Source organism: Paraburkholderia sp. BL17N1 (assembly GCF_003634175.1).
Lineage (GTDB): Bacteria > Pseudomonadota > Gammaproteobacteria > Burkholderiales > Burkholderiaceae > Paraburkholderia.
In genome coordinates, this window is the sequence record NZ_RBIW01000001.1 from 695,779 (window position 1) to 710,747 (window position 14,969).

Annotated in this window: 13 protein-coding genes; 10 read left to right on the forward strand and 3 right to left on the reverse strand. The window is 63.2% G+C overall.

The genetic code is table 11. The features are described from left to right. The first annotated feature begins 216 nt into the window (after window positions 1–216). Window positions 217–1,029 (forward strand): mechanosensitive ion channel family protein, encoded by an 813-nt coding sequence (locus B0G82_RS03015; protein ID WP_106284477.1) that lies wholly within the window; start codon window positions 217–219, stop codon window positions 1,027–1,029. Between the two features lie 128 nt (window positions 1,030–1,157). On the opposite strand, the gene B0G82_RS03020 is transcribed toward B0G82_RS03015, so the two are convergent. After that, window positions 1,158–1,829, reverse strand: a complete 672-nt coding sequence (locus tag B0G82_RS03020; RefSeq protein ID WP_121306610.1) for a DedA family protein — start codon at window positions 1,827–1,829, stop codon at window positions 1,158–1,160. Between the two features lie 208 nt (window positions 1,830–2,037). Between B0G82_RS03020 and mutL the strand changes: the two genes are divergently transcribed. After that, complete coding sequence (gene mutL, locus B0G82_RS03025; RefSeq protein WP_121306611.1) at window positions 2,038–4,086, forward strand: DNA mismatch repair endonuclease MutL; 2,049 nt, start codon at window positions 2,038–2,040, stop codon at window positions 4,084–4,086. Between the two features lie 45 nt (window positions 4,087–4,131). After that, a complete protein-coding gene (gene miaA / locus B0G82_RS03030) occupies window positions 4,132–5,079 on the forward strand; it encodes a tRNA (adenosine(37)-N6)-dimethylallyltransferase MiaA (protein WP_121308598.1) in 948 nt (315 codons plus the stop codon). A gap of 71 nt (window positions 5,080–5,150) precedes the next feature. Here miaA and purM read toward each other — a convergent pair whose 3' ends face one another. Further along, a complete protein-coding gene (gene purM, locus B0G82_RS03035; protein ID WP_012431808.1) occupies window positions 5,151–6,218 on the reverse strand; it encodes a phosphoribosylformylglycinamidine cyclo-ligase in 1,068 nt (355 codons plus the stop codon). Between the two features lie 161 nt (window positions 6,219–6,379). On the opposite strand from purM, the gene B0G82_RS03040 reads away from it, so the two are divergent. From B0G82_RS03040 to panB, 7 genes are all read left to right on the forward strand, one after another. Further along, entirely contained in the window at window positions 6,380–7,456 is a 1,077-nt protein-coding gene (locus B0G82_RS03040) for an AI-2E family transporter (RefSeq protein ID WP_121306612.1), read from the forward strand. 72 nt (window positions 7,457–7,528) lie between these two features. Continuing rightward, window positions 7,529–8,299, forward strand: coding sequence for a DnaA regulatory inactivator Hda (gene hda / locus B0G82_RS03045; RefSeq protein WP_121306613.1), 771 nt, complete (start codon window positions 7,529–7,531; stop codon window positions 8,297–8,299). Continuing rightward, on the forward strand, window positions 8,292–8,978 hold the full coding sequence (locus tag B0G82_RS03050) for an HAD family hydrolase (RefSeq protein WP_116142833.1): 687 nt from the start codon (window positions 8,292–8,294) through the stop codon (window positions 8,976–8,978). The genes hda and B0G82_RS03050 overlap by 8 nt, the downstream gene beginning before the upstream one ends. After that, on the forward strand, window positions 8,975–10,564 hold the full coding sequence (gene pcnB, locus B0G82_RS03055) for a polynucleotide adenylyltransferase PcnB (RefSeq protein WP_116119018.1): 1,590 nt from the start codon (window positions 8,975–8,977) through the stop codon (window positions 10,562–10,564). The genes B0G82_RS03050 and pcnB overlap by 4 nt, the downstream gene beginning before the upstream one ends. A 48-nt stretch (window positions 10,565–10,612) precedes the next feature. Next, window positions 10,613–11,161, forward strand: coding sequence for a 2-amino-4-hydroxy-6-hydroxymethyldihydropteridine diphosphokinase (gene folK / locus B0G82_RS03060; RefSeq protein WP_121306614.1), 549 nt, complete (start codon window positions 10,613–10,615; stop codon window positions 11,159–11,161). Next, on the forward strand, window positions 11,158–11,838 hold the full coding sequence (locus B0G82_RS03065) for a deoxynucleoside kinase (protein WP_116119017.1): 681 nt from the start codon (window positions 11,158–11,160) through the stop codon (window positions 11,836–11,838). The genes folK and B0G82_RS03065 overlap by 4 nt, the downstream gene beginning before the upstream one ends. Window positions 11,839–11,877: 39 nt before the next feature. Continuing rightward, complete coding sequence (panB, locus tag B0G82_RS03070; protein ID WP_106284486.1) at window positions 11,878–12,693, forward strand: 3-methyl-2-oxobutanoate hydroxymethyltransferase; 816 nt, start codon at window positions 11,878–11,880, stop codon at window positions 12,691–12,693. 341 nt (window positions 12,694–13,034) lie between these two features. Here the strand turns inward: panB and pabB are convergent, their stop codons facing one another. Then, on the reverse strand, window positions 13,035–14,951 hold the full coding sequence (pabB, locus tag B0G82_RS03075) for an aminodeoxychorismate synthase component I (RefSeq protein ID WP_121306615.1): 1,917 nt from the start codon (window positions 14,949–14,951) through the stop codon (window positions 13,035–13,037). Window positions 14,952–14,969 lie beyond the last annotated feature (18 nt).

The following is a 14,969-nucleotide window of genomic DNA, read 5'->3' on the forward strand; positions in this document are numbered from 1 at the left end:
CGCTTCAAGCGCGTCCGCCGAAGTGACTGCCTTTCCCGCCTGACACGCCATATGAGCCACTGGAACGGTCCTTGCGGATGCCCGCGCCGTCGCCTATAACGTCCGAAGACCGAGTGTTACCTGAGTTACCGTTTGCGCCCGTCGCCGGGCATTTGCCGCTGTATTGCACCACCGCAGTTCAATCAGTCGAAGGCAACTCACCCAACGAGGAACATCTTGGATCTCGAAACCGTACGCGTGTTCATCATGACCCGAGGCATCGACCTCGGCACCAAGGTTGTCGGAGCAATCGTCCTTTGGATCGTCGGCCGGTGGCTCATCGGTCTGATTATCGGACTACTGCGCAAAGTGCTCGCGCGCAACGGCCGGGTCGATCCCACGCTGGCGCATTATCTCGGCTCGATTCTGGGCGCACTGCTGAACCTGCTGCTGATCTTGGCGATCCTGCAGGTGTTCGGTGTCCAGACGACGTCGTTCGCCGCACTGCTCGCCGGCCTCGGCCTCGCTATCGGCACTGCCTGGGGCGGTCTGCTCGCCCACTTCGCGGCGGGCGTATTCATGCAGGTATTGCGGCCGTTCAAGGTCGGCGATTTCGTCACCGCGGGCGGCGTCACCGGCACGGTTTCGGAGTTGGGTTTGTTCGGCACGACCATCGTGACGCCGGACAACGTGACAACCATTGTCGGCAATAACAAGATCTTTTCCGACACCATCTCGAACTACAGCATTCTCCCGGTGCGGCGCGTCGAGTTGACGGCGAAGATCGCCAACGGCGTCGATCCGACTGACGCGATGAACCGGTTGAAGGCGGCCGTCACACAGATTCCGAACGTGGCCGAGAGTCCCGCGCCGGACATCGAAGTATTGACCTTCACGCCGGAAGGCCCCCTGCTTTGTGTGCGGCCCTACACGAACAACGAGCACTATTGGCAGGTCTATTTCGACACCAATCGCGCGATCATCCAGACGTTCAAGGAAGCCGGCTACCCGACGCCGGAAACGCCGCTGGCGCCGCGTGCGGTGACCTGAGCATCGTCGAGTCGCGTGAATGGCTCGCGTCCAATCGTTATATTGACGAGATTCACAAGCACCAAAAAAAACGGCGTCACGAAATTCGCGACGCCGCTTTTCATCTGGATACCTCTAGCGTGAAAACCTCAGCGGTTACTCGCATTCGACGTGTTCTTGCGCATCATCTTCCACAACGCCCCGAGCAGGACGGGCACGACCGCCGCGCCGATACCCACCAGCACGATCACATTCAGATACTGACGGATAAACGGAATGTTGCCGAAGAAGTAGCCGAGCAACGTCAGCAGCAACACCCAGAAGAATGCGCCGGCAAAGTTGAACAACTGGAACCGGCTCACGGTCATTTCCGATGCACCCGCAACGAACGGCGCGAAGGTCCGCACCACCGGAATGAAACGCGCCAGCACGATGGTTTTGCCGCCATGCTTCTCGTAGAAATTGTGCGTCTTCTGCAGCGCGCTGCGATCGAGAAAGCGTTCGAGAAACGGAATGTGCGAATTGAAAACCCGCGGCCCGATGGCTCGTCCGATCATGTAGTTGACGGTATTGCCCGCAATGGCCGCCACGAGCAGCAGCACGATCAGCAACCCAAGGTTCATTTCGCCGGTCGCGCAAAAAGCGCCGCCGATGAACAGCAGCGAATCACCCGGCAGAAACGGCAGGATCACGAGCCCGGTTTCGCAGAACACGATCAGAAACAGCACTGCGTAGACCCAGGCGCCGTAGACATGAATGAAGTCTCCGAGGAACTTGTCGATGTGCAAGACAAGGTTGACGAAATGTAGCAACGTGTCCAAAGAGAATCCTTTATGAAGCGAATGTGACGATGGCAATAAACAGCCGTGTGACCAGGCCTGTTAGCGATGGCGGCCAGCGCTCACTCGCCGCCGGAAATTGACCGCGTCATGATACAGAAAGTGCCCGGCCACAATTAAAAATCTCCCCCCGCGTGAGTGTGCTTGCGCGCGTTGCGGGCTTGCCGCGCCGAATCGCTATAATTTCGCCATGTCCGAATTCTCCGAAACGCCTGCTGGCCTCGATGCCGCGGCCGCGATTTCCGCCGCCGCGCCCACCCCACGCCCGTTGCGCGCGATCCAACCCCTTCCCGACCAGTTGATCAGTCAGATCGCCGCCGGCGAAGTGGTGGAGCGGCCGGCTTCGGTCGTCAAGGAACTGCTGGAAAATGCCCTCGATGCGGGCGCGCAGTCGCTGCGCATCCTGCTCGACGAAGGCGGCGTCAAGCGCATCTCGATCACCGACGACGGCTGCGGCATCCCCGAGAACGAACTCGTGCTCGCGCTGATGCGCCACGCCACCAGCAAAATCCGCTCGCTTGCCGAACTGGAAGCGGTCGCCACGCTGGGGTTTCGCGGCGAGGCGCTGGCCTCGATTGCGTCGGTCGCGCAGATGACCATCACGAGCCGCACGGCCGACGCGGCGCACGCGGTGCGGGTGGATGCGGAAACCGGCGTGCTGAGCCCCGCAGCCGGCACTCGGGGCACCACAATCGAAGTCCGCGAGTTGTACTTCAACACGCCGGCGCGCCGCAAATTTCTGAAGAGCGAGCAGACCGAACTCGGCCATTGTCTCGAACAGATTCGCCGCGCGGCGCTGGCGCGGCCGGATGTCGCGATTTCGGTGCTGCATAACGGCAAGGCGGTCGAGCACTGGAACGCCAGCGAGCCGCCGGTGCGGGTCGCGAAGATTCTCGGCGAAACGTTCGCGACAGCCCATTTGCCGCTCGACGAATCCGCCGGACCGCTGGCCGTGTACGGTTGCGCGGGTTTGCCGACCGCGAGCCGCGGGCGCGCCGATCAGCAGTATTTCTTCGTCAACGGCCGCTTTGTGCGCGACAAGCTGCTCACGCACGCCGTGCGCGCCGCTTATGAAGATGTCCTGCACGGCGAGCGCTATCCATCCTATGTGCTGTTCCTCGATCTGCCGCCTGAAGCGGTCGACGTGAACGTGCATCCGTCGAAGATCGAAGTGCGATTCCGCGATTCGCGTTCGATCCACCAGTTCGTCTTCCACGCCGTGCAGCGCGCGCTGGCGCGGCATGCGGGCGCATCGCCGGAAACGACGGCGGGCGGGCATGCGGCACATCTCGAGCCTTCCGTTGGCGGACCGGCTTCGTTTGGCGCGACGCCGTTGGGTGGCGCGGGCATCGGCGGCGTCGCTTTCGGTGCGGGCAACCGCGTGGGCGGCTTGGGTGGCGCATCGGGCGGCGGCTTCGGCTCGTCGTCGCAGCAGGCGGGCAATACTTGGACGCGCCAGGCGCGCATGACGCAGGGCACGCTGCCGGTCGCGCAACCGCTCGCGTTTTACGACGCGCTCTTCGGCCGCAAAGACACCAACGCCGGTACGGCTGAAGGCGCCACGCTGTTCGAGGCGCGCGATTCGGCCGGCGAATCGCCATCGCCGTACAACGCGTCCGCGCCTTATCCGGCGCCTACGTTCCACGCCGCCGATGAGCAGCCGCTCGGCTTCGCCCTCGGCCAGATTCATGGCATCTATGTGCTGGCGCAGAACGCGCACGGTCTGGTGATCGTCGACATGCACGCCGCGCACGAACGCATTCTGTACGAGCAGTTCAAGAACGCGCTGGCCGATCGCACGATTGCCGTGCAGCCGCTGCTGATCCCGCAATCGATGCAGGCGGACCCGATCGAAATCGGCACCGTGGAAGAAGAACGCGACACGCTCGATGCGCTCGGTTTCGACCTCGCCGTGCTGTCGCCCACCACGCTCGCGATCCGCGCCGTGCCGGCGCTGCTGAAAGACGCCGATCTGCAGGCGCTGGCGCGCGCGGTTCTCGCCGACCTGCACGCGTTCGGCGGCTCGCGCGTGTTGACCGAACGTCAGCACGAGATGCTCGGCACGCTCGCCTGCCATCACGCGGTGCGCGCGAATCGTCGTTTGACGCTCGATGAAATGAACGCGCTGCTGCGTCAGATGGAAGCCACCGAGCGCGCCGATCAATGCAATCACGGGCGTCCCACGTGGTATCAGTTGACGCTGTCCGATCTCGATCGGCTGTTCATGCGTGGTCAATGACGTGACGCCGCTTCGACCCGCAACCGCTTGCCCATGACCGCGCACATGACGTCGCGCATACCCACGGTCGTGCCGTGTCTGCTGGGCCCGACCGCATCCGGCAAAACGGCTGCCGCGCTGGCGCTCGCCGCACGGCGCCCGGTGGAAATCATCAGTGTCGATTCGGCGCTGGTCTATCGCGAGATGGATATCGGCACGGCCAAGCCAACCGCTGAGGAACGCGCGGTGGCGCCGCATCATCTGATCGATATCATCGATCCCACCGACGCCTATTCCGCCGCACAGTTTCGCGCCGACACTTTACGGCTGACCGGCGAGATCCACGCGCGCGGGCGGCTGCCGTTGCTGGTCGGCGGGACCATGCTGTACTACAAGGCACTCACGCAAGGGCTCAACGATCTGCCCACCGCCGACGCGGATGTGCGCGCCACGCTCGACGCCGAGGCCGCGCGCGAAGGCTGGCCGGCCCTGCATGCACGGCTTGCCGTGGTCGATCCTGAGACGGCCGCGCGGCTGGCGCCGAACGATTCCCAACGGATTCAGCGGGCGCTCGAAATTTTCATGCTGACAGGACAGGCCATGTCCGCTTTACTGGCCGCGCCCGCCCCACAGGACGACACCGCGGCCGCGTGGCGCTTCGTGCCGATTGCACTGGAGCCGTCCGATCGCAGCGTGCTGCATGCGCGCATTGAGAAGCGCTTCGATGCGATGCTGGCCGGCGGTTTCGTCGATGAAGTGGTGAAGTTGCGCGAACGCGGCGACTTATTGCCCGAGATGCCGTCCATGCGTTGCGTGGGCTACCGGCAAGTCTGGGAGTATCTGGATGGCGCCATCGACTATTCGACCATGCGCGACAAAGGCGTCTTCGCGACGCGCCAGTTGTGCAAGCGACAGCTCACATGGCTGCGAAGCATGCCAGAGCGGGTGGTGGTGGATTGCTGCGATCCGCACGCGACGGCGCGGGTGCTTGAAGCGATTGAAACGTTGCTTTGAAACTTTGATTCGTGAAAGCCTTGAACCGCGCGGCGCCAGCTAGTCCCACGCCGCGCGGTCGCACAAGCCTTTTAGACCACGACCGTCTGAGCTTCACCAGCGGCGCTTTCGCGAATCACGCCAATCTTCCAGACTTGCTCGCCGGCAGCCGACAGCAGACCGATTGCCGCATCGGCATCAGCAGCCGATACAACCACCGCCATACCGATACCGCAGTTGAACACGCGATGCATTTCCGCATCCGCCACGCCGCCGTGCTTTTGCAGCCACGAGAACAGCGGCGGCAACGGCCAGCCACGGTGATCCAGTTCAGCCGTCAGGCCTTCACGCAACACGCGGGGAATGTTCTCGACCAGTCCGCCACCCGTGATGTGCGCCATGCCCTTGACGGCGATCTGCTGCATCAGCGCCAGCAGCGGCTTCACATAAATATGCGTGGGCGCCATCAACGCGTCGGCGAGCGAACGGCCGTCGAAATCCGCGTTCAGATCCGGCTGCGCGCGCTCGATGATCTTGCGCACCAGCGAAAACCCATTCGAATGGATGCCGCTCGAAGCCAGGCCCAGCACCACGTCTCCGGGGGCAATGGTGCTGCCGTCGATAATCTTGCTCTTTTCAACCGCGCCGACCGCGAAACCGGCCAGATCGTACTCGCCGTCGGGATACATGCCCGGCATTTCCGCCGTCTCGCCGCCGATCAGCGCGCAGCCCGACAGTTCGCAGCCGTGCGCGATACCCTTCACGACCGTCGCCGCCGTGCCGACGTCCAGCTTGCCGCAGGCGAAATAGTCGAGGAAGAACAGCGGCTCGGCACCTTGAACGAGAATGTCGTTCACGCTCATCGCCACCAGATCCTGGCCGACGGTGTCGTGTTTGTTCAGTTGAAACGCGAGACGCAGCTTGGTGCCGACGCCGTCGGTGCCGGACACCAGCACCGGCTCCTTGTATTTCTTCGGCACTTCGAACAGCGCGCCGAACCCGCCGATGCCGCCCAGCACGCCGTCGCGCATCGTCTTTTTGGCAAATGGCTTGATCGCGTCGACCAGGGCGTCGCCCGCGTCGATGTCCACGCCGGCGTCGCGATACGACAGACCTTGGGCCGAATCAGTTGAATTCGGGGCGGATTTCGGTTGATTCATGGGGAAGAGCTCGAAGGTCGGTAAAATGCGATTTTACCCGATGCCGGCCCGGAGTTGGCGCTTCAGCGCTTACTCCGGCCCCATACAGAGTTGCCGGCCGACTGGCTGGAATTTGCATCACCCTCAATGATCCGGTCGCGACGACACCTGGGAAACAAACCTTGCAAGAGAACTCTTCGATACTGACGCCTGTTCAGCGCCGCGCCTTTATATGGCTGGCTATCGCGCTCGGCGTCGGCATTTTGCTCTGGCTGCTGAGCCCGGTTCTCACGCCATTTCTGCTCGGCGCGATTCTCGCGTACATTCTGCAGCCTGGCGTGGCGTGGATGGTGCGGCGGCGCGTGCCGCGCGGTCTGGCCGCCTTGCTGATGATGCTGCTGTTCACGCTCGTGATGACGCTGCTCGTGCTGCTGGTTCTGGCGGTCATCCAGAAAGAAGCGCCGCAACTCAAACAACAGGTGCCTGTACTCTTTGCACACGTGAACGCCTGGCTGCAACCCAAGCTGGCCATGCTGGGACTCGCCGATTCGCTCGATTTCGCCAGTCTGCGCGACCTCGTCATGGGGCAACTTGAAGGCAGCGCGCAAACCGTTGCGGTTTACGCCTGGACCTACATCCGCACGAGCAGCAACCTGATGATGACGGTGGTCGGCAACGTGGTGCTGGTGCCGCTCGTGCTGTTCTATCTGCTGTACGACTGGAACCGCATGCTCGCGCGTGCGCAGGTTGTCGTGCCGCGCCGCTGGCTCGACAAGACGCTGCAACTGGCGCGTGACATGGACCAGATGCTGTCGCAATACCTGCGTGGCCAGTTACTCGTGATGGGCGTGCTGGCGGTGTTTTACGCGGTGGCGCTGACCATTGCGCGCTTCGAGATCGCGTTGCCGGTCGGTATTTTTACGGGACTCGCGGTGTTCATCCCGTACATCGGTTTTGCAACCGGCCTTGCACTGGCGCTGCTCGCGGCACTGCTGCAATTCGGCGACTGGTACGGCTTCGGCGCGGTCGCGCTGATTTACGGCGTCGGCCAGATCCTGGAGAGCTTTTTTCTCACGCCGCGGCTGGTGGGCGAACGGATCGGACTGCACCCGCTCGCGGTGATTTTCGCGTTGCTCGCGTTCGGGCAGCTGTTCGGCTTTTTCGGTGTATTGCTGGCGTTGCCGGTCAGCGCGATTCTGTCGGTCGCCGTGCGCGAGTTGCGGCAAAGCTATCTGACGAGCACGCTTTATAACAACTGACTGATCCTTGACTATTTCGGCCCGTCATACGGCCATTTGCGGCCCAAGCCTCCTTTTCGGCATTCACCTACTGTGCTTCGTCAACTGACGCTCGATCTCGGCACCCCGCCGCCATCGACATTCGACAATTTCTTCGCCGGCGCCAACGCCGAGCTGGTCACGCGCCTGCGCGAACTCGAAAACGCGCTCGCAGCCGGGCCGGTCGCCGATCGCACGTTCTACCTGTGGGGCGAGTCCGGCAGTGGCCGCACGCACCTGTTGCAGGCGCTCGTGCACGAAGCGTCGCCGGGGCACGCGCGTTTCGCTGGTCCGCAAAGCAGCCTCGCCGCGTTCAGCTTCGACCCGCGCGTCGCGCTCTATGCGATCGACGATTGCGACGGCCTCTCGGCCGCGCAGCAGATCGCCGTCTTCAACCTGTTCAACGAAGTGCGCGCGCATCCCACCAGCGCATTGGTCGCCGCGGGCAACGCGCCGCCGATCGGCATGACGGTGCGCGAGGATTTGCGCACGCGCCTCGGCTGGGGCCTCGTGTTCCATCTCGCGCCGCTGCCGGACGAAGGCAAGGCCGCGGTGCTCAAACACGCGGCGCGCGAGCGCGGCATCATGCTCGCCGACGACGTGCCGGCCTACCTGCTCACGCATTTTCGGCGCGACATGCCCAGTCTGATGGCGCTGCTCGACGCGCTCGACCGCTTCTCGCTCGAACAGAAACGCGCGGTCACCCTGCCGCTATTGCGTACCATGCTCGCTTCGCCCGGCGTCGAAGAACGGCGCGCCGGGCCGAGCTCGGCGGCCTCATCCGCGTCGTCCGCCGCTTCAAGTAAAATAGGCCCCCATGGCTAACCTCGCACTCTTCGATCTCGACCACACGCTCATCCCCACCGACAGCGACCACGAATGGGGCCGCTTCATGGTGAAACACGGCATGGTCGACGCCGAAAATTTCGCCCGTGAAAACGACCGCTTTTTCGCCGACTACAAAGCCGGCAAGCTCGACATTCACGCCTATCTGATCGCGATGCTCACGCCGCTGTCGAAGTACACGCGCGCGCAACTCGCCGACTTTCACGCGCAGTACATGCACGAAGTCATCAAGCCGGCCATTTTCCCCGTCGCGCTGGAACTGGTGAAGCAGCACCGCGAAGCCGGCGACCTGTGCTGCGTGGTGACCGCCACCAACGAATTCATCACCCGCCCGATCGCTCAGGCATTCGGCGTCGACGCGCTGATCGCCTGCGAAGCGGAAACCGTCGACGGCGAGCGGCATTCGCCATACACCGGCCGCCCCACCGGCACGCCCAGCTACAAGGAAGGCAAGATCGTGCGCACCGAAGCGTGGCTCGCCTCGCTCGGCAAGACGTGGAGCGACTTCGAGCACAGCTTTTTCTATAGCGACTCGCACAACGACATTCCGCTGCTCGAAAAAGTCACCGACCCAATCGCTACGAATCCCGACGACACATTGCGCGCCCATGCGCAGGCCAAAGGCTGGCGCATCCTCGAACTCTTCCAACCCTCGTGATCAAAAAATTTATCCGCAAACTATTCGGCCAGGATTCAGCGCCCGCTGACGAGAGCCTGCCCGCCGAAGCCGAAGCAGACGAAACCGGCAGCGCACCGGCGCGCACAACGTCGAGCGCGAGTAAAGCGCGCCGCAAGCCCGCTCGCTCCGCCGCGCCCGTGAAAACCGTGCGCGATCCGGACGTGCCGGTCATCATTCCGCACGACGTGCATGGCATCGACCAGGCGCTGATCTCGAGAAACGCGATTCGCGTGACCGAAGGTCTGCAACAGGCGGGGCACCGCGCGTTCATCGTCGGCGGCGCGGTGCGCGATCTGCTGCTCGGCATCAAGCCGAAAGACTTCGACGTCGCCACGGACGCCACGCCCGAACAGGTGCAAAAGCTGTTCCGCCGCGCGCGCATCATCGGCCGGCGGTTTCAGATCGTGCACGTGCAGTTCGGTCAGGAAATCATCGAGACGTCGACATTCCGCGCACTGGTCGATCCGCCCGCGGCCGACGCGCCTCCGGCGCGCCGCCTGAAGCGCGACGAGCTCGACCGCCGCACCCACGCGGTGGACGCAAGCGGCCGCGTGCTGCGCGACAACGTGTGGGGCGAGCAGCACGAAGACGCCACGCGCCGCGACTTCACGATCAACGCGATGTACTACGATCCGGCCACGCAAACCGTGCTGGACTATCACAACGGCATGGCCGACATGCGCGCGCGTCTGTTGCGCATGATCGGCGACCCGGCCACGCGTTATCGTGAAGATCCGGTGCGCATGCTGCGCGTGGTGCGTTTTGCCGCGAAGCTCGACTTCGAGATCGAGGACAGCACCCGCGAGCCGATCGCCAACATGGCCGATCTGATCAACAACGTGCCCGCCGCGCGTCTGTTCGACGAGATGCTCAAGCTGATGCTGTCGGGCCATGCGCTCGCATGCTTGAAACGCCTGCGCCAGGAAGGCCTGCATCACGGCCTGCTGCCCTTGCTCGACGTGGTGCTGGAGCAGCCCATCGGCGAAAAATTCATCACGCTCGCGCTAAACAATACGGATGCCCGCGTGCGCGCCGGCAAGCCGGTTTCGCCGGGCTTCCTGTTCGCTACGCTGTTGTGGCACGACGTACAGCAGCGCTGGCAGAAATTTGAAGCGAACGGCGAATATCCGGTCCCCGCACTGCATCGCGCGATGGACGACGTCCTCGACATGCAAACGGAGAAACTCGCGATCCACAAGCGCTTCTCGTCGGATATGCGCGAGATCTGGGGCCTGCAGCTGCGCCTCGAAAAACGCTCGGGAAGAAGTGCGCTGAAGCTGCTGGAACACCAAAGATTTAGAGCGGGGTATGATTTCCTCCTGTTGCGCTGCGAATCGGGCGAACTCGATGAGTCGGTCGGTGCGTGGTGGACGGAGTTCATAGAAGGAGACATCGCCGCGCGTGAGGCATTGCTCACGCAAGGCGGGAAGGACCGAAGCCCCAGAAAACGACGGCGGCGCAGCAGTAGCGGTAGAAACCGCAAGCCGGGGGACGGATTGGAGGGCGGCACGCCAGCCGAACGCACAGCCGACGACGCAGGCCATGACGGCTCGCACGAAGACTGATATAGCGTTCGCTGTTGCCGTCGAACGATAGTTGCAGGAAGTTATGCCATGACGGTTGCTTATCTCGGCCTCGGCGCGAATCTCGGGGACGCGCGCCAGACCCTGAAAGACGCGGTGGTGTGCCTCGCACAACAGCACACCATCACCGTGCTCGCCAAGTCGAGCCTGTATCGCACTGCCCCGATCGACGCGGGCGGCGACGATTATTTCAACTGCGTCGTGCAGATCGAGACGACGCTCCCCGTACGGCATCTGCTTGCGCTCTGTCACAAGATCGAGCATCAGTTCGGCCGCGAGCGGCCGTTTCGCAATGCACCGCGCACGCTCGATCTGGACATCCTGCTGTTCGGCGATCAATCGATCGACGAAGCCGATCTGATCGTGCCGCACCCGCGTTTGATCGAACGCGCTTTCGCGCTGGTGCCGCTCGTCGAGATCGATCCCGCACTCGTGATCCCGCAACACGGCCGCGCGGAAGCGCTGCTCAGCCGTGTGAGCGATCAGCGCATCGAGAAAGTGAAAGGGCCTTGCCAATGTCCCATGCTCAATGCATTGGCCGCAGGCAAGAGCACCGCTCCTAAAGGCCGTTGCGAATGAATTCAACGCCGCTCACCGTCACCGCGCCGCAACTGCGGCCTCCGTTCGGCTATCTCGCGATCGAAGGGCCGATCGGCGTCGGCAAGACCTCCCTCGCACGGCGCCTCGCGCAACGCTGGTCGATGCAGGAACTGTTCGAACGGCCGCAGGACAATCCCTTTCTCGAACGCTTTTATCGCGACACCGCGCGGTACGCTTTGCCCACGCAATTGCACTTCGCCTTGCAGCGCGCGCAGCAAGCTCAGGACGTGAGCGCGGCGCACGTATCGGGCACGCCGCTGGTCGCCGATTTCATGACGCAGAAGAACGATATCTTCGCGCGTCTGACGCTGCAGGAAGACGAGTGGCAGTTGTATCGCGCGCTCGCTGCGCGGATCGATGTCAGCGCGCCGGCTCCAGACTTCGTGGTCTATCTGCAGGCGAGCCCGGAAGTGCTGTTCGCGCGCATCCAGAAGCGCGCGGTGCCCATGGAACTGCAGATTTCCGACGCGTACCTGCACGCCCTGTGCGACGCGTACAACGAGTTTTTCTATCACTACGACCGCACGCCGGTGCTGACGGTCAACGCCGAACATCTGAATCCGCTCGACTCGGACGCGGACCTTGCGCTACTCGCCGAACGCATCGAAACCATGCGCGGCCGCAAGGAATTCTTTGTCAAAGGCACGTCGCTGTAAGCGGCGCGGCCACCTCTCTTTTCTCAACGGATTGACCCCATGACCTATTTGCAGGAAGCGAGCCGGAACGCCGTCACCGTGCCGAAACTGCAGGCAATGCGCGATGCCGGCGAAAAAATCGCCATGCTCACCTGCTACGACGCGAGCTTCGCCGCGCTGCTGGATCGTGCGGGCGTCGACGTGCTGTTGATCGGCGATTCGCTCGGCAATGTGCTGCAAGGCCAGACCACCACGCTGCCCGTGGCGCTCGCCGACATCGCGTACCACACGGCTAGCGTGGCGCGCGCGCGGCCCGCGGCGCTGATCGTGGCCGACTTGCCGTTCGGCTCCTACGGCACGCGGGAAGACGCGTTCAGAAGCTCGGTGGAGTTGATGCGCGCCGGCGCACAGATGGTGAAACTCGAGGGCGGCGAATGGCTCGCGGACACGGTGCGCTTCCTGGTGGAGCGCTCGATTCCCGTGTGCGCGCACGTCGGTCTGACGCCGCAATCCGTGCATGCGTTCGGCGGCTTCAAGGTGCAGGGCAAAACCGAAGCGGGCGCCACCCAGTTGATGCGCGACTCGCTCGCCGTGCAGCAGGCCGGCGCGCAATTGATCGTGATGGAAGCGATTCCGACACTGCTCGCAAGCGACGTCACGAAGCAATTGCGTATTCCGACGATCGGCATCGGCGCGGGCCTGGACTGCTCGGGTCAGGTGCTGGTGCTGCACGACATGCTGGGCATTTTCCCCGGCAAACGGCCGCGCTTCGTGAAGGATTTCATGCAAGGGCAGCCGAGTATTCTGGCGGCTGTGGAAGCGTATGTGGCGGCGGTGAAGGATGGTTCGTTTCCCGGGCCGGAGCATACTTTCTGAGTTTCAAGCGATAGAGAATGCGGTAGAACGGGCATCTTCGTGCCCGTTTTGAGACCTCTCCGATATCGCATGCAAAGCCGGTGGTCTATCTTCGTCTTCTTGTTTATGCGGCCTGACCGTGAGCCGAGGAGAGACCACCATGAGCCCTTTTTGTCTGATCGACGTCGCGGAAATCCGCGACCACGCCACCGCGCCGCATGACGTGCGCGAATCCGCTTGGCATGCGCGGTTGAACGTCTTGATGTCTCGGTTGTTGCGTGTATTTCATAGTTGAGGCGCGGCCCGCGACCCTACGTCGCGTTCTGTTTGTCGCCGTTAGCGGCTTCGCGCTCTCGCCTTTATCAGTCCACGATTCGCGCCGGCATTGCGCCTCGCAGTGCATTGCACACCATTAGCGCTTCGGCATTTTGCAGATCGGTTCGGGTCAGTACACGTTCGCCCGCCTGTAGCTCCGAAGCGTCATCGAGCAGAACGCCGCGCATCACGCCGGGCAGCACGCCCGACGCAAGCGACGGCGTCCACCAGCGTCCAGCCAGTTTCACAAACACATTCGAGCGGCCACCTTCGGTCAGCTCGCCTTGCGTGTTGAAGAACAACGTGTCGAATGCGCCCGCTGCTTCAGCTTCGCGCCAGCCGCGATCGTAGTCGGCGCGGCGCGTGGTTTTGTGGAGCAGCAGCGGGTCGGCGGCGTCGGTTGTCGAGAATCCGTGATCGGGTCCGAGCAGCACGCCGACGGTCGATCCGGCTAACGGCGTCAACACCGCGGCCGTGATCTGGATCGTGCCGTTCTTGCTCAGCGCGAGCCGCATGCGATGCGGTGTGCGCGCGGGTAGCGACGCGCACTTCGCCGCGATCTCCGCGCTAATGACGTTTGTGTCGTCGAGTTTGAAGCCGAGTGTCGCGGCGCTCGACGAGAGTCGCGCGAGATGGCGCGACAGATGCCGAACGCCCTCTTCGCGCGTCGCATACATCGTTTCGAATAGCTCGAAACCCGGCTCGGCGCCGGTCAGAAAGCTGGCCTTCAATTGGCACTCCGCGTATTCGTCGGCGGCGACGCTGTCGAGCACGATACCCGCGCCGACGCCCATCTTTCCTTCCAGTTGACTGGTTTGCTTCGACGGGCTCAACGTCAGCGTGCGAATCGCGACGGACAGGCAAAAGTCGCCGCAGTCGGACTGGTTTGCTTGAGACGCGGCTGCGTCAGTTTTGCTGGTAGCGGCTGAAGGCGCGTCCAGCCAACCAATCGCGCCGGTATAGAGCCCGCGCGGCGTGCTCTCGAGTTCATCGATCAACTGCATCGTGCGATGCTTCGGCGCGCCGGTGATCGAGCCGCAGGGGAACAGCGCGCGCAACGTCTGGGCGAACGACGTGGCGGGCTTGAGCGTCGCCTCCACCGTCGAGGTCATTTGCCACACCGACGCATACGGTTCCACCGAGAACAGCGCCGGCACCTTGACCGAACCCGTTTGCGCCACCCGCGACAGATCATTGCGCAACAGATCGACGATCATCACGTTTTCGGCGCGATTCTTCGGATCGTTGCCGAGGAATTCCGCAGCGCGCCGGTCCGCCGTGGGATCGTCCGAGCGCGGGGCGGTGCCTTTCATCGGCCGCGCACGCAACATCGCGCCGTGCTTTTCGATGAAGAGTTCCGGTGAGCACGACAGCACCCACCGGTCGTCAGGCAGCGAGATCAGCGCGCCAAACGGCACCGGCTGACGCGCCCTCAACCGCCGATAGAGCGCGGCCGGCGAGCCGAATACATCGAAGCCGAGCCGATACGTGTAGTTGACCTGATAGGAATCGCCGGCGCGCAGGGCCGCGTGAATCGCGTCGATCGCAGCGTTGAACTGCTCGGGGTCGACGCTTGCGCGCACGTTGGCCGTACCCGCCACCGACGGCTCGGCCGCGCCTTCATCGCGCGCCATGAGCCATGCGTCGACCTCTTCACGACTGAGCTTCTCGCAACGTTCGAACAATAAAAAACGCAGCGTGGCATCGCCACGCTGCGTTTTCAGAGACCGGTGTGCTTCCGAGTCGAGAAGATGCCGGCCGAACTCATAGTCGGCGAGCACGACGGCATGCAAACCACGTTGCGTCTGCGCTGCCACGGTTTCGCACACGGCTTCGAGCTGTGCGGCGTTCGCACATACCCGTTCATGCACAAAACCCGTGTACAGACGACTCAAACGGCGCGCCGCCGTGGCGTCGCAATCGTCGAGCAACGCGAAAACCGCGCCGCGCTCATCTGCCGTCATACCTACCGCCAACTTCAA